At 68.0% G+C, this 17472-nt stretch carries 19 protein-coding genes; 13 read left to right on the top strand and 6 right to left on the bottom strand.

The window, feature by feature from the left end; genetic code table 11:
• Window positions 1-17: 17 nt before the first annotated feature.
• Entirely contained in the window at window positions 18-1049 is a 1032-nt protein-coding gene (locus ACNTAO_RS09405; protein ID WP_435161742.1) for an asparaginase, read from the bottom strand.
• Window positions 1050-1274: 225 nt separating this feature from the next.
• Between ACNTAO_RS09405 and ACNTAO_RS09410 the strand changes: the two genes are divergently transcribed.
• Window positions 1275-1565 carry a DUF8028 family protein gene (locus tag ACNTAO_RS09410; RefSeq protein ID WP_435161743.1) on the top strand — a complete coding sequence of 97 codons (291 nt, stop codon included), beginning with the start codon at window positions 1275-1277 and terminating at the stop codon, window positions 1563-1565.
• A 93-nt stretch (window positions 1566-1658) separates the two neighbouring features.
• Window positions 1659-3329, top strand: coding sequence for a DUF255 domain-containing protein (locus tag ACNTAO_RS09415; protein ID WP_435161744.1), 1671 nt, complete (start codon window positions 1659-1661; stop codon window positions 3327-3329).
• 18 nt (window positions 3330-3347) lie between these two features.
• On the opposite strand, the gene mptA is transcribed toward ACNTAO_RS09415, so the two are convergent.
• Window positions 3348-4274, bottom strand: a complete 927-nt coding sequence (mptA, locus tag ACNTAO_RS09420) for a GTP cyclohydrolase MptA (protein WP_435161745.1) — start codon at window positions 4272-4274, stop codon at window positions 3348-3350.
• 177 nt (window positions 4275-4451) lie between these two features.
• On the opposite strand from mptA, the gene ACNTAO_RS09425 reads away from it, so the two are divergent.
• The 8 genes from ACNTAO_RS09425 (at window position 4452) to ACNTAO_RS09460 (ending at window position 11031) form a co-directional block, all read left to right on the top strand.
• Window positions 4452-4742 (top strand): 50S ribosomal protein L21e, encoded by a 291-nt coding sequence (locus tag ACNTAO_RS09425; protein WP_435161746.1) that lies wholly within the window; start codon window positions 4452-4454, stop codon window positions 4740-4742.
• 1 nt (window position 4743) lies between these two features.
• Window positions 4744-5100 (top strand): RNA polymerase Rpb4 family protein, encoded by a 357-nt coding sequence (locus ACNTAO_RS09430; RefSeq protein ID WP_435161747.1) that lies wholly within the window; start codon window positions 4744-4746, stop codon window positions 5098-5100.
• Between the two features lie 134 nt (window positions 5101-5234).
• Window positions 5235-6155: a 16S ribosomal RNA methyltransferase A gene (locus ACNTAO_RS09435; RefSeq protein WP_435161748.1), complete on the top strand. Its 921-nt coding sequence runs from the start codon at window positions 5235-5237 to the stop codon at window positions 6153-6155.
• Between the two features lie 65 nt (window positions 6156-6220).
• Window positions 6221-7432 carry a mechanosensitive ion channel family protein gene (locus ACNTAO_RS09440; RefSeq protein WP_435161810.1) on the top strand — a complete coding sequence of 404 codons (1212 nt, stop codon included), beginning with the start codon at window positions 6221-6223 and terminating at the stop codon, window positions 7430-7432.
• Between the two features lie 23 nt (window positions 7433-7455).
• On the top strand, window positions 7456-8007 hold the full coding sequence (locus ACNTAO_RS09445) for a HemK2/MTQ2 family protein methyltransferase (protein WP_435161811.1): 552 nt from the start codon (window positions 7456-7458) through the stop codon (window positions 8005-8007).
• A gap of 45 nt (window positions 8008-8052) precedes the next feature.
• Window positions 8053-9051, top strand: a complete 999-nt coding sequence (locus ACNTAO_RS09450) for a 5-methyltetrahydropteroyltriglutamate--homocysteine methyltransferase (RefSeq protein ID WP_435161749.1) — start codon at window positions 8053-8055, stop codon at window positions 9049-9051.
• Entirely contained in the window at window positions 9051-10124 is a 1074-nt protein-coding gene (locus ACNTAO_RS09455; protein WP_435161750.1) for a methionine synthase, read from the top strand. Before ACNTAO_RS09450 ends, ACNTAO_RS09455 begins: the two co-directional genes overlap by 1 nt.
• A gap of 157 nt (window positions 10125-10281) precedes the next feature.
• Entirely contained in the window at window positions 10282-11031 is a 750-nt protein-coding gene (locus ACNTAO_RS09460) for a sugar phosphate isomerase/epimerase family protein (protein WP_435161751.1), read from the top strand.
• Here ACNTAO_RS09460 and ACNTAO_RS09465 read toward each other — a convergent pair.
• Window positions 10961-12001, bottom strand: coding sequence for a DUF7547 family protein (locus ACNTAO_RS09465; protein ID WP_435161752.1), 1041 nt, complete (start codon window positions 11999-12001; stop codon window positions 10961-10963). The genes ACNTAO_RS09460 and ACNTAO_RS09465 overlap by 71 nt on opposite strands.
• 42 nt (window positions 12002-12043) lie before the next feature.
• Window positions 12044-13129, bottom strand: coding sequence for an NADH:flavin oxidoreductase/NADH oxidase (locus tag ACNTAO_RS09470; RefSeq protein WP_435161753.1), 1086 nt, complete (start codon window positions 13127-13129; stop codon window positions 12044-12046).
• 148 nt (window positions 13130-13277) lie between these two features.
• Between ACNTAO_RS09470 and ACNTAO_RS09475 the strand changes: the two genes are divergently transcribed.
• Entirely contained in the window at window positions 13278-13469 is a 192-nt protein-coding gene (locus ACNTAO_RS09475; RefSeq protein ID WP_435161812.1) for a hypothetical protein, read from the top strand.
• Window positions 13470-13471: 2 nt separating this feature from the next.
• On the opposite strand, the gene ACNTAO_RS09480 is transcribed toward ACNTAO_RS09475, so the two are convergent.
• Window positions 13472-14311, bottom strand: a complete 840-nt coding sequence (locus ACNTAO_RS09480) for a sulfite exporter TauE/SafE family protein (protein ID WP_435161813.1) — start codon at window positions 14309-14311, stop codon at window positions 13472-13474.
• A 106-nt stretch (window positions 14312-14417) separates the two neighbouring features.
• Between ACNTAO_RS09480 and ACNTAO_RS09485 the strand changes: the two genes are divergently transcribed.
• Window positions 14418-14807 carry a CopG family ribbon-helix-helix protein gene (locus tag ACNTAO_RS09485; protein WP_435161754.1) on the top strand — a complete coding sequence of 130 codons (390 nt, stop codon included), beginning with the start codon at window positions 14418-14420 and terminating at the stop codon, window positions 14805-14807.
• A gap of 550 nt (window positions 14808-15357) precedes the next feature.
• On the opposite strand, the gene dpsA is transcribed toward ACNTAO_RS09485, so the two are convergent.
• Window positions 15358-15906: a DNA starvation/stationary phase protection protein DpsA gene (gene dpsA, locus ACNTAO_RS09490; RefSeq protein ID WP_435161755.1), complete on the bottom strand. Its 549-nt coding sequence runs from the start codon at window positions 15904-15906 to the stop codon at window positions 15358-15360.
• A 188-nt stretch (window positions 15907-16094) separates the two neighbouring features.
• Here dpsA and ACNTAO_RS09495 point away from each other — a divergent pair, with 188 nt between their 5' ends.
• The gene (locus ACNTAO_RS09495) at window positions 16095-17462 is read left to right on the top strand and encodes a HEAT repeat domain-containing protein (RefSeq protein ID WP_435161756.1); all 1368 of its coding nucleotides are present in this window, start codon (window positions 16095-16097) and stop codon (window positions 17460-17462) included.
• Window positions 17463-17472 lie beyond the last annotated feature (10 nt).

Raw genomic sequence — 17472 nt, forward strand, 5'->3', positions numbered from 1 at the left:
ACGGGGCCGTGTCGCGTTCAGGGGCGTACGAAGAGCTCGCCGAGCGACTCCCGCGGGACGTCGGCCGCCAGCCCGAGTGCTAGACCGACCCGAGCCTTCGCCGCCGGTAGATCGTCGGCGAAGACGACGCCGTGTTCGGCTAACGTGACCGCGCCGCCGGGCGTGCCGTACACCGGTTCGGTCGGCCCTGCCGGCCGCCCAGCGACGACGACTGGTACCCGCGGTACGGCCTCGGCGACAGCGTCACCGATGGCACCGGTCGCGTTGCCGAGGCCGGTCCCTTCGACGACGATCCCGCCGACGCCGGCGTTGAGGGCGCGCTCGATTCCGGCCCCCGAGACGCCCGTTCCCGAGTGAATCACCGGGACCGCTGGCACCAACTCCTCGGCCGCCTCGGGGTCCGACGCGTCGATCGGTCCGTCGGGCACACACAGTGGGTCGCTCGCGACGCTGCGACGCGGCTCGCGGAGCACCCGCGTCGTCGACCGCGTGACCGTCGCGACGGGGGCCGACGCCGGCGACGCCATCGTCGAGAGCGCGTTGCTGTGGGTCTTCACCGCGTCGCGGCCCGCGTGGACCTCGTCGTCGAACGCGACGTGGACGCCGGGCTCGAACCGCTCGTCTGCAGCCGTCCGCACCGCGAGCGTCAGGTTCGCCGGCACGTCACTCGACGGTTCGTCGAGTCGTCGCTGCGCCCCTGTCACGACCACCGGAACGGAGAGGTCGGTCAGCAGGTCGAGCGCGTAGGCAGTGTCGGTTAGCGTGTCGGTCCCGTGGGTCACGACGATCCCGTCTGCGCCCTCGGCGACGGCCGCTCGTGCGGCGGCGACGACGGCGAAGAGGTCCCGCCAGCGGACGTCGAACCCGGGCTGTGCACACGCCTCGCGCGTCGAGACGGCCGCGTAGTCGGTCACGCCTGGCACCGCGTCGATCAGGTCTGATCCGTCTTTCGCCGGTGCCGCGCCGTCCGCGTCCGGCTCCGAGGCGATGGTGCCGCCGCAGGCGACGACACACACGTGTGCGCCCGGCTCGTCGGTGTCGTGGTCCATGCTCGTGCTGCTCGGGCGATAGGCAAATGGCTTCGCCCCTCGGCAGTCGTCGTGTGGCTGCCGGCACAACACCGATATCGAAACTGGCGGCTCTCAGGCGTTTGTAAAACGTCTACGCTTGTCTCGTCGACTCGTGAACGGTTTCGAAACCGGCGTGAAATCCGTGAATCTCGTCGAACGCTCTGTGGGCTATATGTGCGTACCGGTCGTGCGTCCAGTCGTCAGATGTCCACTCGCGTCTCCCTCCCGGCACTCGCTCACCGCGTCCCCCTCGCCGCTCGGCTCACGCACACCGTCCGTGCAGCCGCGTTCTGGACGGCCGTCGTCTCGCCTATCGGCTACCCGATACTGCTCTCTGCGGGTCTCGAGGGCACGACCGGGCTGGCGTTTCTCGGCTTGCTCTGTCTTAACGCGCTCGCGTTGGCCGTCGGCCACGACTACGACCCGAGCGAGGACGACGAGACGACCGCTCACGGCACCACCGATCCGCCGGGCGCTCGAGACGACGCCGGCTAGCCGACACCGCCGGCGCCTGCCGACCGACCAGTCCACGCGGCGGCGGGCCTCCGGTCTCGAAGCGCTTACCGGGTCTCGGCCCGAGCGAATCGTATGACCGACGCGACGCGGGTCGAGTGGCGGCCGTGGGGGGCCGAGGCGTTTCGTGAGGCGGACGAGCGCGATTGTCCCGTGCTGCTCTCGCTTTCTGCCACCTGGTGTGCGGGCTGTCACGAGATGGACGCGACGACGTACGCCGAGCCCAGGGTCGCCGCGAACGTCAACGAGTGGTTCGTGCCGGTCCGTGTCGACGTCGACCGCCGACCGCGCGTTCGTGAGCGGTACAACATGGGCGGCTTCCCGACCACGGCGTTTCTCACCCCCGACGGCGAACTCCTCACCGGTGCGGGGTACCTCGGCGTCGCCGGCATGCGTCAGGTGCTCGAGTCCGTCGGGGAGCGCTGGCGCGAGGAGGGTCGCGACGCCGGCCGCGTTCCACGGGCGCTGGCCGACGACCGGCCGCCGGCCGGGGACCTCTCGGGGGCCGTCGAGCGTCACCTCGTCGGCCAACTCGAGTCGGCGTACGACGAGCGCCACGCCGGGTGGGGCACCGACGCGAAGTTCCCGCTCCCCCGTACGGTCGAGTTCGCGCTCACCCGCGATCGCGACCGTGCGCTCCGCACCCTCGATGCGGTCCGCGATCACCTCGCCGATGACGTCGCCGGCGGCTTTTTTCGGTTCGCCGGCGCGCGCGACTGGAGCGACGTCGCCTACGAGAAGACCGCCGACACGAACGCCGCGGTCGCCCGCGCGTTCGCTCACGCGTACCTCTACACCGGCGCGGCCGCGTATCGCGAGCCCGCCGCGGCCGCAGCAGGCTTCCTCACCGACGAGTTATGGACCGGCTACGGGGTCGGCGGGAGTCTCGGCCCCGGACTCGGCCGCGCGTACTACGCGGCCTCCGCCGACGACCGCGCCGACCTCGACGCACCGCGCCGGGACCTCACCGTCTTCGCCGGGGCGAACGCGCTCGCGGCGGACGCGCTCCTCACGCTCGCGGCGTACACGGACGATACCGAGTCTCGGGAGTACGCCGACCGGATCCTCGACGGGCTCACGCGTGACCTCGTCGACACGGAGACCGGACGGGTACGCCACGTCCGGCCAGCCGACGACGAGACCGTCCCCGCCGACCTCCTCGAAGACGCCTCTCGCGTCGTGAGCGCCTTCGTTCGAGCCGCCGGCGTGCTCGGATCCGGCGTCGACGTCGCCCGGGCAGTCGCCGACCGCGCGATCGACCGACTTCGCGTCGACGGCTCGTTCGTCGACGGGCCGCGGTCCGGGCCGGCCCTGCTCGACCGACCGTTCCGGCCGCTCGACGGCAACGTCGAGATGGCACTGGGGCTGTGTGATCTCGCAGCGCTCACCGGCGAGGACCGGTACCGGACGGTCGCCCGCGAGACGGCTGCGGCGTTCGCCGGTGCGACCGACCGGCTCGGCGTCCAAGTCGCCGCGTACGGCAGTCTCGTCGGTCGGCTCCAGCGAGGAACGACGACGATCGTCGTCGGCGACGAGCCGGGGAGCGATCTCCACCGCGCCGCCTGGCGGGTCGCAGACCACGAGAAAGTAGTCGTTCCGAACGCCCATCGCGAGGGGGCGCCGACACCGCGCCGCGTGGCGCCCGGATCGGCGATCGTGGTCGTCGACGACGACGTCTCCGAGCCGGCGACGACGCCCGACGAGCTGCTGACGCAGGTCGCAGCCGTCGCAGAGTCGTGGGCGTAGCCGACGCGCCGACTCGGCTCACCGCTCGAGCTCGCCTCTGAGGTCGCCCATGGTGACCTCCCGCTCGGCGTGGGCGTTGTGCTGGTGGATCGACTCGTCGTTCGATTGTTTCATGTGGATCACGGCGTCGTCGTTTAGGTGCCCGAACTCGGCCAACGTCCCCTCGGCGAGCGCGCGCACACAGTCTTCGACGAACTTCGCGTCCGCGTGTGCCCGATACGTCATGTGGTCCTCGTCGGGACGTTTCGCCATGTTGTAGATTCGCGCGCTCATCGAGTCGCGGGCGACGTCGATCACGTCACGAAGGTCAACTTCTGGATTCCCGTCGGTCGTGATCGTGAGCGTCGCGTGGCCGCGCTGGGAGTGGCCCGGCTGCGGGACGGCCTCGAGGAACGCCTCCGTGGTCTCTTCGTCGACGCCGAGCCGGTCGAGTTCCTCCCGGGCGCGTGATTCGGACATCCCCTGCGAGCACGGACAGACGGTCATCCCCGTGACCTCCGCGCCGATCTCCGCGCGGGTCCCCTCGTCCGTCGCGGTCGCGCTGGCGATTATCGTCGCCGTGCTCTGGGTCTCGAGTCCAGAGGCGGGCGTCTCCTCGCGCGTGACGAGCTCCGCCGTCATCGACACCTCGGCGGTGGTCGTGTAGTCGTGTTTCTCGAGCAGTCGCTCTGCGGCGTCGCCACAGACGTCCTCGACGCGGTACGCCTTCTCGCGGGTGATCTCCTCTAAGATCTCGTCGATCGTGGCGAGGTTCCGCGACATGTCGATGCCTTTCCGGCCGCTCGGGAGATCGACGAACACCTCGAACTCCGCCATGAGAACGATCGGGCGCTCGTCTCTGCGCGCGAGCTTGACGAGTTTCTCTACGCCGGTGACGCCGACCTGCGAGAGCCCGACCGTCACGTCGGGAGCCGACGCCTGTACGTCCGGCAGCTGATGACTCATTACGCGTACTCCACGGCAGCGACGTGATTAGTGCTTTCGATACCACGACACGTCGGCCGACCGACGGATCACCAGGCGTCGCCGGACGCGCTCAACGGCCGTCGTGCCGCCTGCTCCCGCTCGCGCCGCGTAACGCACGATTTATACCCCCGGCAGCGGAACTGCGTGTCAACGACCATGCCGAGTTCCAATGGCCCCCAGAAGGCGACCCGAAACAAGCTGTCGAACGACCCGCGAGACCGGGGAACCTCGCCGCCACAGCGAGCGATCCAGGAGTTCGAACCCGGCGAGACCGTCCACCTCAAGATCGACCCGAGCGTGCAGGACGGGCGGTACCACCCGCGGTTCGACGGCCGCACCGGCACCGTCACCGGGAAACAGGGCGCCGCGTTCACCGTCGAGATCACGGACGGCGGGACGACGAAGACGCTCATCGTCCGTGCCGCGCACATGCGTTCACAGCAGTAAGATGACGATCTTCAAGGAGAAAGTCGACGAGGAGTACCTCACTACCGCCGAGGCGAAAGCCATCCTCGCCGAGATCGAAGCCGACCGCGCGGCCGACGAGGATCGCGAGCTTCGGTACGAACTCGCTCGCGCGATCGAACACGTGAATCGGTTCGGCCACCTCGACGCCGAGGAGTCCCGCGAGCTCGTCGAGGCGCTCGTCGAACTCGACCCGATCGACGTCTCGACCGCGGTGAAGATCACCGACCTCCTCCCCGAAGACCGCACCGAACTCCGATCGGTGTTCGCCCAGGAGCGCTACTCGCTCGACGGCGAGGAGCTCGACGAGGTCCTCGCGGTCGTCGCCAAGTACGCGTGACGGGGCCGACGGGTTTCGCCGTCGCGGAACACGTCTGAACGTCGCTGAGACGCTCGGGATTCCCTGGTATCGCTGTCGACACTCTTCTCCCGGCAAACGCTGGGTTTAGGCCGGCCGACGGACTACGACTGCCCATGACTGATCGATCGACGAGACCCACGCCCGCGTACGGGTCGCGCGATCCGGACGCCCTCGCGCGTCGCGCCGGCGCGCAGGCGAACCCCGACCGCGATCAACACTTCCTCGTCGACGATCGCGTGCTCGACCGACTCCCGGCGTACCTCCCGGAGGCCGCCGACACGAGTCACCTGCTCGAGATCGGCGGCGGCGCCGGCGCCCTCACCGACCGACTGCTCGCACACGCGAGTGACGGGACGGACGACCCGGCGACGGAGTCGCCGTCTGGACGGGTCACGGTCGTCGAGCGAGATCCGGCGTTCGCGTCGTTCCTGCGCACGGAGTTCTCGACGGCCGTCGAGACGGGGGCGCTCGAGGTCGTCGAGGGAGACGCGCTCGACGTGTCGCTGCCGTCGTTTTCGGCCTGTGTCGCGAACCTGCCGTACGGCGTTTCCTCTGCGATCGCCTTCAGACTCCTGCCGACCGGCCGGCCGCTCGTGTTGACGTTTCAAGCCGAGTTTGCCGACCGGATGGTCGCGTCGGCCGGCGAGTCCGCGTACGGTCGACTCTCCGTCTCTGCACAACACTACGCCGACGTCGAGATCGTCGAGCGCGTGCCAAAGGAGGCGTTCGACCCACAGCCCGCCGTCGAGAGCGCGGTCGTCCGCTGTGTGCCACGGGAGCCGGCGTACACGGTCGACGACGAGGCGTTCTTCTTGCGTTTCGTGAAGGCACTCTTCACCCAACGCCGGAAGACGGTTCGAAACGCCATCCGAAACACGGCCCATATCTCCGGGCTCGGCGCTCCCGAGGCGGTCGTCGAGGCGGCCGAGGAGTCGCGGCTCTCACAGCGACCGGGCGACCTCTCGCCGACGGCGTTCGCCGCGCTCGCACAGCTCGCGTCGACCCACGGTGTGCCGGAGGCGGACCCGTCGTAATGGTCGCTGCGGCCGGCGCTGGCAGCGCGTTTGCCGCGATCGAGCTGTCGGTCGTCCTACCCGACATGCCGGTCGCCACTGGCGTCGTCGGTCGACTCGATACCGCCACGCTTCGACGGGTCGCGGTCACGGTCGCCGTCGCCGCCGCCGTGCTCGCGACCCGTCTCGTCGTCGGCCGGGTGAAGCGTCGTGCCGACGCCCTCTCGACGACCCACCGGCTGCTGCTCTCGACGTCGGTCGCGGCCACCACCGCGGCCGGCGTGCTCGCGCTCCTCGTGGTGTGGGAGCGAAGCGGCGCGATCCTCGACGCCGTCCGGTCGGCGGCGATCGCAGACCAGCTGTCGAACGTCGTGCTCGCGGTGATCCTGCTCGCGAGCGCCTACGCGCTCACCGACTTCCTCGGCGGGGTGATCCGCGAGGTCGCCGCCGAGAGCACGGCGATATCCGACCATCAAGAGGAGGTGCTCCGCCGGGTGCTCCAGCTCTCCGTGTACACGGCGGTCGGGCTCGTGACCGTCGGACTCTTCACCGATAACGTCGGCGGCCTCCTCGTCGGGGCCGGCTTCTTGGGGATCGTCGTCGGGATGGCGGCCCGCCAGACGCTCGGCGCAGTCCTCGCGGGCTTCGTGCTGATGTTCTCGCGCCCGTTCGAGGTCGGCGACTGGGTGTCGGTCGCCGAGTACGAGGGCACGGTGACGGAGATATCGATCCTCAGTACGCGGCTGCGGTCGTTCGACGGCGAGACGGTCACCATTCCAAACGACGAGGTGCGGTCTGGCGCGATCGTCGACCGATCGCGGCGCGACCGACTCCGCATCGAAGTCGAGGTCGGCGTCGATTACGCGGCCGACCTCGAGCGGGCAACCGCGGTCGTCGAAGACGCCGTCGTCGACGTCGACGGGGTCGCCCGGATGCCACAGCCGAACGCCGTGACGAAGCAGTTCGCCGACTCGGCGGTGGTGCTCGGCGTCCGCTACTGGATCTCGAATCCGAGCATGCGAAAGCGATGGCGCACACAGACCGACGCGATGCACTCGATCAAGGCCGCGCTCGAGGCGGCAGGGATCACCATCCCGTTCCCACAACAGACGCTGTCGCGCCGGACCGACGCCGTCGATGCCGCCCTCGACGCCCGCGTCGGCGGCGAGGCGACGGACGCCGTTCAGACCGACGCGAACACAGAGGCCGATCCGACTCAGGCGGACGCACCGACCGATGCAAGTGCGTCCGCCGACACGGAGACGTCGACGACCAACACTGGGGAGTCCGACACGTGACCCGGCTCGATCGTGACCAACCGATGGTGTACCGTCCCGCAGAAGACTCGGGGCTGCTCGCCGAGGCAGCGGTCGCGGGAGCCCACGGCCGCGTCCTCGAGGTCGGCACCGGGTCCGGGTGGGTCGCAGAACAGATCGCGACCGAGCGCGGTCTCCACGTCGTCGGCAGCGACCGAAATCCGCACGCGGCCCGCGAGGCGCGCGACCGTGGCGTCGAGGCGGTCGTCGCCGACCTCCTCGAGCCGTTTCGTGCCGACGCCTTCGACACCGTGTGTTTCAACCCGCCGTACCTCCCGACGGATCCGGACAACGAGTGGGACGACTGGATGGAACGGGCGCTCTCCGGCGGTGAATCCGGCCGAGCGGTCATCGAGCCCTTCGTAGCCGACGTCGGTCGGGTGCTCGCGCCCGGCGGGGTCGTCTTCCTCCTCGTCTCGTCGCTCACCGAGTACGAGGCGGTGCTCGAGTTGGTCGAGGCCGCGGGCTTCTCACACACCGTCGCGAGCGAGGCGTCGTTCCCGTTCGAGACCCTCACCGTGTTGCGACTCGAGCCGGTAGATAATTCTGACGCATAAATACGGTTCGCAAATATTATACAGCGGCATACCGAACTCTCGGTGATGACCGAACGAGTCGCGGCTACGCCGGGGATCTATCCGCTCCCGGACTGGGCGAAAGAGACGTTGTCGGAGCTCAAAGGCCACCAGAAGGGTGACCTCTTGGGTGGCGACGAGGGCGGGGCGATAGCCGAGGCGTACGAGGAGGTACGCACCGAACACGTCGACGACCAACTCGAGGCGGGCCTCGATGTGATCGTCGAGGGACAAAGCCGGTGGGACGACATGCTCGCGCACCCGCTCACGCTCCACGACGCCGTCGAGACCGGCGGGATCGTCCGCTACTACGACAACAACAACTTCTACCGCGATCCGCGGGTCACCGGGGCGCTCGACGCGTCCGGCGACGTCGCGGCCGAACTCGAGGCGGCGGCCGCCGTCGCGCCGGACGAACCGCTCGCGGCGACGCTGCCCGGTCCCTACTCGCTCGCCGACCTCGCGACCGACGAGCACTACGGTGACGAGACGGCGTTCCAGGCCGCGATCGCCGACTACCTCGCCGACGAGGTCGCCGGGTTCCCCGCACACGAGACGTTGTTCCTCCTCGAGCCGTCGCTCGTCGAGAACCCGCCAGCCGACGGCACCGAGTCGCGCGCGACCGACGCGATCCGGACCGTCGCCGACGCCACCGACGCCGACGTGGTCGTCCACACCTACTGGGGCGCGCTCGGCGAGAAGCTCTACGCGCACCTCGTCGACGAGGCGGGCGCGGACGCGTTGGGGCTCGACCTCGTCGCTGGCGACCGCGGCGACACCGTGTACAACGTCCAGGAGTACGGTGCGACCGACTCCGTCGCCTTGGGGCTCGTCGACGGCCAGAACACGCTCGTCGAGGAGCCGGAGACGATAGCCGAGCGGGTCGAGTGGTTCGAGTCGAAGGCGCCGGCCCAGTCGTACGAGACGACGTACCTGCTCCCGAACACCGAGCTGTTCTACCTCCCGGAGAACAAGTATCGCGCGAAGCTCGCGGCGCTCGCGGCCGCCACGGAGGTGGTGGCGTAATGGTTCGCACTCCCGCCGCCAACCGCGCGCAGTTCCGTCCCGCAGACCACCCGAACGAGACGTTCCTGTTGACGACCGTCGTTGGCTCGTACCCCAAGCCGAAGTGGCTAAACCGCGTCGACGAGCTCGTCGAGGACCCCGACTCGAAGTTCGACGCGACGAACCTCACAGAGGCACACGACGACGCCTGCCGGCTCATCACTCACGAACACGAGCGCGCCGGGCTCGACACGGTCGTCGACGGTGAGATGCGTCGCACCGAGATGGTTGAGTTCTTTGCCGACCGCATCGACGGCTACGAGTTCAACGGACCGGTGAAGGTGTGGGGACACAACTACTTCGACAAGCCGAGCGTCGTCGAAGCGGTCACCTACGACGAGCCGTGGCTCGTCGACGAGTTCGACTTCACCTCGAACGTCGCCGAGCGGCCGGTCAAAGTCCCGATCACGGGGCCGTACACGCTCGGCTTCTGGGCGTTCAACGAGGCGTACCCGTCGACCGAAGAGCTCGTCTACGACCTCGCAGACCTCGTGAACGAGGAAGTCGAGCAGCTCGTCGATGCCGGCGCACGGTACGTCCAGATCGACGAGCCCGCGCTGGCGACGACGCCCGAAGACCACGCCATCGTCGGCGAGGCCCTCGACCGGATCGTCTCCGGCATCCCCGAGGAGGTCCGAATCGGCCTGCACGTCTGTTACGGCGACTACTCGCGGATCTACCCCGAGATCAACGACTACCCGATCGACGAGTTCGACGTCGAGCTGTGTAACGGCGACTACGAGCAGATCCCGACGTTCACCGACCCGACGTTCGAACCCGACCTCGCGTTGGGCGTCGTCGACGCTCACACCGCCGAGGTCGAGCCCGTCGAGGAGATCAAAGCGAACATCAGAGAGGGGCTGCGTGTCGTGCCCCCGGAGAAACTCACGATCTCACCCGACTGTGGGCTGAAGCTGCTGCCACGCGAGGTCGCGTACGGGAAGACCGAGAACATGGTCACGGCCGCCCGCGAGGTCGAAGCCGAGATCGACGCGGGCGAGATCGACCTCGACGCGCCGGCGACGAGCGACTGACCGCGGCCTCGTCGCGGTGGTCGCTCTCGACCGTCGGCGCAGTGGTCGCTCCTGATCGTCGGCGCGGTGGCCGCTCTTGCTCGCCGACCGTTCGACCGTACACCCGACGCGTGGGCGAGCAGTCGCGATTAAGTACACGCCGACCCGACGGCCCGGTATGGACATCGGTGTAACCGTCGGCGACGACCTCGAGCGACTGGCGTCGTCGCCGGCGGCGTTCGACTTCGTCGAGCTCGGTGTCGGCGCGGGTAGTCTCCCGCCGGCGGAGATCGATCCCGCTCGGCTCGAACGCGGGCTCGCCGACCGCGACCTCGTCGTCCACCTTCCGTACAGCCAGCTCCTCACGAGCTACGCGCCAGAAGTCAACGACGCCATCGTGGCGTACCAGCGCCGACTCCTCGAGTCGGTGGGCGCCCTCGGTGCGACGAAGGCCGTCCTCCACGCCACCTCTGCTGACCGCGACGACGTGGCGTTTCGCGAGACGGCCGTCGAGCAGGTTCGGCGCATCGTAGCGGCGGGTCGTGAGGCGGGCGTCGAGGTGGTCGTCGAGAACGTCGGCCACCAGCACCGCGGCATCCAGCTGTCGATCCTCGGCGACGTCGCCGACGAGACCGGCGCGTCGGTGTGTTTCGACGTGGGCCACGCCTACATGGAAGGCGGCAACGACGCGATCCGGCGGTTCCTCCGTCGTCACGGGGACCAAGTCTCACACCTGCACTGTCACGACGTCCGCCGGCGCGGTGACACGCACATGCCCGTGGGTGCCGGCGAGGTCGACTACGGCGTCGTAAGCGACGGCCTCGACAACTTCGACGGGACGGTCGCGCTCGAGGTGTTCACCGACGACGACGGCCTCCTCTGTGACTCGGCGGCGCGCGTCGCCGACCACCTCGACGTCGAGTGGTGAGCCGGTCGTCGCGGCGACCACGGACACCCGACTCGCTCAGGCGTCTCTCGACGACCCGTCGTCGCCCGACGTCGTCGCTCTTGCCCGCGTCGTCGCTCTCGCGCCCGACGTCGTCGCTCTCGCCCGCGTCGTCGCGAGACTCGACGGTCTCCTCCTCGTCGTGCTGGTTGGCGGCCTCCTGGTCGTCGCCTCCCTCGTCTTGCGGATCGTCGCCTCCCTCGTCGCCCACCTGTCGTTTGATCGATTCCAGCTCTGATTCGACGTCGACCGCCGGTCGGGCTGTCCCGCCGGGCGACTCGGTCGACTCGTCGTTCGCCGCGCCCTCGGTCTCGTGGGCGCGATCTTCGGACTCCCGGTCGTTCGCGTCTTCACCCGGCCCGGTGACGTCGATGTGGACCGTGTCGGGCGTCTCGGTGGACGTGCGATCCGACTTCGACTCGCGACGGTCCGTCTTCGACTTCGGCGACTCGGGTCTTCGGTTCGCGTCCGCGTCGGATTCGGCTCCCTCGATGGCGGCCTCTATTTCCGCGGAGAGGTCGCGTGCCTCCTCGAGGATCGTTCGTGAGACCGTCTCTTCGGGGAGGTTCGCCTCCTCGAGAGCGCGCTGCAGCTCCGAGAGCGACCGCGCGAGGCCGGTCGTCGCCCCGTCTCTGACGGCATCGAGCGCCGTGCCGGAGGTGCCGGCGTCGCGGGCCCGTCGTCGCTCGTCGCCGAGGCGTCCTTCGGGGTCGACGAGCCGCAGGGCGCCCCGAACCAGCTCGAGTGACGTGATCGTCGTCTCGAGGAGCGCGATCACAGTGGGGATGGTGTACTGCTCGGTGAACCGTAGCAGCTCGGTGAGCCGCGGGGGACGTGGTGGTGCCCGGCGGTCGCCCTCGCGAAGGTCCTCGCGGAGGTCGTCGAGGATCGCCGCGAGCTCGTCGAGCCGCGCCGCGATGTCGTCGTCTCGTGGGTCGTCGCGCTGGCTCATAACCCGTTGTTGGTCGTGACGGCGTAAAAACCCGTCAGGGGATCACTCGAACCGGCCGCGCCGATACTGCACGGGCCACTCGACATCGACACCGAGCTCGTGGGCAGCCTCAAGCGGCCAGTAGGGGTTTCGAAGCAGCTCGCGGCCGAGCGCGACGAGGTCGGCTCGACCGTTACGTACCAGCGCGTCCGCGTGAGCCGGTTCGGTCACCTTCCCGACGGCCGCGACCGGGACGTCGGTGGCCTCGCGGATCGTCTCGGCGTACGGCACCTGGTACCCCGGGCCAGTATTCGGGAGCTGCTGGTCGGGGTGGATGCCGCCCCCGGAGACGTCGATCAGGTCCGCGCCGGCGTCGGCGAGCAGCGGTACGAGTCGCACGGCGTCGTCGACGTCCCACGACTCGCGGTCGGGAAGCCAGTCCGTCGCAGAGATGCGCACGAACACCGGCCTGTCGTCGGGCCACACCGCTCGTACGGCTTCGACGACCGCACACACGAGCCGCGTCCGGTTCTCGAAGCTCCCGCCGTAGTCGTCGTCGCGGTCGTTCGTGACGGGTGAGAGGAACTGGTGGAGCAGGTAGCCGTGTGCGGCGTGCACCTCGGCCACCTCGAAACCCGCTTCGAGCGAGCGTGCCGCGGCGTCGACGAACGCCTCGACCACGGCCTCGACGTCGTCCGCGTCCATCCGGCTGGTTGCGGCCGTCTCCTCGCCCGGGTACGGTTCGTCGCTGGCCGAGATGGTCTCCCAGCCGTCTTCGTGGTCCGCCGGGAGCGCGTGTCCGCCTGCTGACGGCGGCGCGTGTGACCCTTTGCGACCGGCGTGTGCCAGCTGGACAGCCGGAACGGCACCCTGCGACTCGACGAACGAGACGATCGGTTCGAGGGCGGCGGCGTGTTCGTCCGACCAGATGCCGAGACAGGCGGGCGTGATCCGGCCGCGCGGCTCGACGGCTGTCGCCTCCGTCATCACGAGTCCAGCGCCGCCGACCGCGCGCGTGCCGAGGTGGACGCGGTGCCAGTCGGTCGCGACCCCTTCCTCGGCCGAGTACTGACACATCGGTGAGAGCGCGATCCGGTTCGGAATCGTCGTCTCTCGGAGCGTGAACGGATCGAACAGTGCGTCGGTCATCGACGGGAGGTCGGTGTCGGCGGGATAATGCCCTCCGGTCTCCGGCACGGATCGCCGGGTATCGCCCGCGCTCGGCTCAGTTTTAGGCCCACCGAAACCTATAACCCTCACCGACGCTGACCCGGTCGGTATGGAGCGCGGGAATCCGATCGAAGACGCATCCGATGAGTCAACAGCAGAGGTACCCGGTGAGTCGGTCGAAGGCGTACCCGACGAGTCGGTCGAGGATCGCCCGACCGTGGCGATGAGCTGTACGTCTCCCGATCGGACGGTGTTCACCGAAGAAGGGAACACCGACGCGTGGATCGCGACGGATATGACCGTCGAGCTAGATCGGTGACGTCAGAACACCCCCAGGATGAATCCACCGCCCATGAGGATGAGGATCGCCGCGGAGAAGGCTGGTAGATACGGTGTATACTTGGTGACGGTTTCTTCGTGACGCTGATAGCCGGCGACTAGTAGCATCGTTAGTCCGACGATGCCGACGATCACCGTGCTCGCGTATACACTCATCAACTCGAGACAGTAGCTCGACCCGGCACAGAGCGCGATGATCTCGAACTCCTCCTCGTGAGCGAATCCGAGCAAGAAAGCGAACCACGCGATTCCGAACAATCCCCGTTCTGCAATCTCACTGGAGCCACCATCCGTGTGTGAGTGTCCACCGACAAACGGCACGATCCGTCTCAGCCGAGACCCGATCTCCTCTCCGTCTTGTGCGTCCGGGTGGACGTGCACATCGTCGTGGCTGTCGCCGTGGTTGGCGTGACTCGTCGACTCGTGGTCGCGACGCTCGTGTGAGTGAGTATGGTCACCTTCGTGACTGCCGTGTGAGTGGTCGTGACGGTACTCTCGGACACCGAGACCGATTAACAGCACGCCCGCAACGACACTGACTGGGCCACCGATCTGAACCCCACTGAGGATCGTGAGTGGCTCGTTCACCTGGGTGAGACTGAAATAGGACTTCGCGTAGAAGAACACGCCCACCATCGTGAGACTGCTGACGAGGTGGCCAGTTCCAATGATGAGCCCCGCGATGAGGCCATAGAGCCACTTGTTCGTCTGATCCAACGCGTACGAGGCGGCGACGGGCCACCCGTGTCCAGGCTCGACTCCGTGGACTGCCCCGAGTGCGACCGCCCCGAGCAAGAGGCCGACCATGTCGCTGGGTATCATCGTCATACTCTGCACTCGACACGAATGCCGAATAACGGTTGTTAATACCCAATTGGGGGAATCATCATACTCGGGGCTCTTGTGTGTGGGTCCCGAGGGCGGGAGTATGCGAACGAGTTTCAATATCCCCGACGCAGTGGTCGACGAGTTCGATCAGGTCTGGCAGGACGAAGGGTTGGACAACCGATCCCGGGCCGTCCGCGAAGCGATGCAGGAGTACATCGAGTCGCATTCTCGGCTCGAAGACCTCTGCGGGGACGTTATCGCGCTCGTCGCCTTCGACTACCGTCATCACGAGGTGATCGAGGAACTCCACGGGGTCCAACACGAGTATCAAGACGTGATCCTCAACACGGGTCACACACACCAAGGGGAGTGGTGTCTCGAGTCGTTGTTCTGTCAGGGGGCCGGTGAACGCGTTCGAGAGCTGACCTATCGCCTTCGCGACTTCGACGGCGTGAATCGAGTGAAAATCATGGTGATTCGAGATAGTTGAGTGTGACGCTCCCGACCAGGTAGGGTCGTTGCCGTCGGTCGTGGAACGATAGCACGCGTACACCGCGTAGCCAGCACCGACGAGTGCAACAGGGAGACCGACACGACTGCGTGGGAACCAGACATCAGGTGTACTCCTCCCTCCCGGGCCGATTCTGTACGTTGTTGGTGACTGTGTGACCGAGACGATCTGCGACCGCGGGACATCACTTCGCCACACCCTCTCGGGCCGATTCTATACGTTGTTGGTGACTGTGTGACCGAGACGATCTGCGACCGCCGGACACCAGTTACCGCCACGCCCTCCCCAGCCGATTCGCTCGGTCGCTGCGCTCCCTCGCTCATCCCTCGCACGCGCTCGTGAGTCCGCCTGCGGCGACCTCACGAGGCGCGCGCCACCGCAGAAGCGTGTTCGCCCCGTTCCGTGGGACTGCCGGCCAGTGCTCACGCCCGCGTCGGTCCGTCGCGCTCGGTGGCCGGTGATACCACACGCGAGCGCTGTTGCTCGTCGGGTGAAAAAGCGTAGAATGCTGGACGCCGGGGTCGACCGACTACTCGAGCGACGCCTGGGTGACGAGCGTGTCGTCTTCGAGGTAGTGCTCGATGTGGTGGCCGTGTTCTTCGACGTCTTCGAGGACCTCGCGGAACACCTCTTCGGTGCCGTAATCGCCGAGGCTCCGCGCCAGCTGGACGTGCTCGCGGAGCATCTCGGTCACCTCGCCGAACAGCTCGAGGTCGTTCTCGAGCGACGGCCGGATGTCGTACGCGTCGGCGTCCTCGGGCGTCACCGGCGCGTGCTCCTCGTAGTTTGCGCCCCCCGAGAGCGGGACCCCGCCGATCGCCTGTGCTCGCTCGGCGAGCTCGTCGGCGTTCTCCTCGAGATCGTCGGCGACCTCCCCGAGGTACTCGTGTACACCGAGGAACTCGGCACCCTCGACGAGCCAGTGGTGTTTTTTGATCTGGTGGTACAACACGTAGGTGGCCGCGAGGTCGGTGTTCAGTGCGTCGACCAACTGCTCGGCCTTCTCCTCGGGAATCCGGAGCGCCTCGCTCTCGTGGACCTCACCGTACGGCTGGCGGGCCTGCTTTTGCGTGCTCATGACATCCCTACAGACGAGCGCCACCCACTTAGGTGTTTCTACTATGTGAACTCAGCTTTCGACAACTGAAACTTTTGTTTTCAGATACTCCCGGTTCGTTGCCGTCGGTGCCACCGTCGCGGCCGGCGGATTCGCGCGCGACGGGAAGGGAAACGGCTTAATGCGCGACGCGCGCACCCTACGGCTATATGAGCAACGGCGACGACGAGCCGGCCGACGATGCGGTTGCCGACGACGCGGCCGCCCCAGCGCTCCCCGACGACGCGACCGAAGAATCGCTAACCGAGTACCTCGCGGAGATCGAGGCGGTTCTCGAGGACGCCGAGACCGAACCCGCTCTTGACGACGTCGACGCCCTCCTCGACGACGCGGCCGACGCGGTTGCGAACGCCGATCTCCCCGAACCGGACGAAGACGACGAGGACGCCGACGATCCCCGTGACGAGCTCGAAACGGCGATCGAGTCGATCCGTACCGACGTCGAAGCCGTTCGCGGCCCCTACGCGGCCGACGTCGTCGCCTCGATCGACGCCGCGGTCGACACCCTCGAAGACACCGAGTGGACTGCGGCCGGTCGCACCGACGCGGCGGCGGCAGTCGAGACGTTCCTCGCCGACGCGACGGCGGCACTCGACACCGACGTCGCCGACGACGCGACAGCACCAGCCGACGCAGTGGTCACGGCTGACTCGGCAGACACAGACCCCGCCGAAGCGATCGCCGCGCTGACCACAGCCCTCGACACGGCCGCCGAGGCGGTCACAGACGCCGAACTCGACCCGGACGACGACGCGGCGACCATCGCGGCGCTCGTCGACGCGACAAACGACCTCGAGACGGCGCTCGACGACGCCGAAGAGTGGGACGACCTCGAGACGCACGAACAACTCCGCGCACAGGGCTACTACGACGTGCTCGGCCACTACAAGGACTTCCCGGTCGAGTGGGCCGCGCTGAAAGAACACGAGACCCGCGGCAACGTCGACATGATCCTCCTCGCGCTCGACGCGCTCGGCTCGGAGTTCATGGAGGACCACTGTCTCGAGTCGCTCGAGCGGATGGGAAAGCGTGGTAAGACGCTAGAGTCGGTAGACGAGCTACTCGGACGGGCTGGAAAGCGCGACGAGACGGCGATCCGTATCCTCGGCAAGATGGCGGCCACGGAAGCCGTCGAGACGCTCGTCGAGTACGTCGACGAGGACTCGAACCCGCAGCTGCAGAAGGCCACGTTCAGGGCGCTCGGTGAGATCGGTTCGACCGACGCCGTCGCCCCGCTCGCGGCCAAGCTTACCATGGACGACGACCACGTCCGCCCGTACGCAGCCCGTGCGCTCGGGATGATCGGCGACACCCGCGCCGTCGCCCCGCTCGCTGAGACGCTCGCGACGGATCCCGACGACGACGTCCGTGCCGCCGCCGGTTGGGCTCTCCGACAGATCGGGACCCGTGACGCCCTTGAGGCCGCAGCCGAGTACGCCGACGAGCACTCCTTCGTCGTCCAGACCGAGGCGGAAAAGGCGAAAGCGACGCTCGACGCGGCGGCACAGACGGCCTGAGAGCCGACGC

The organism is Halorubrum zhoui (genome assembly GCF_051194155.1).
Lineage (GTDB): Archaea > Halobacteriota > Halobacteria > Halobacteriales > Haloferacaceae > Halorubrum.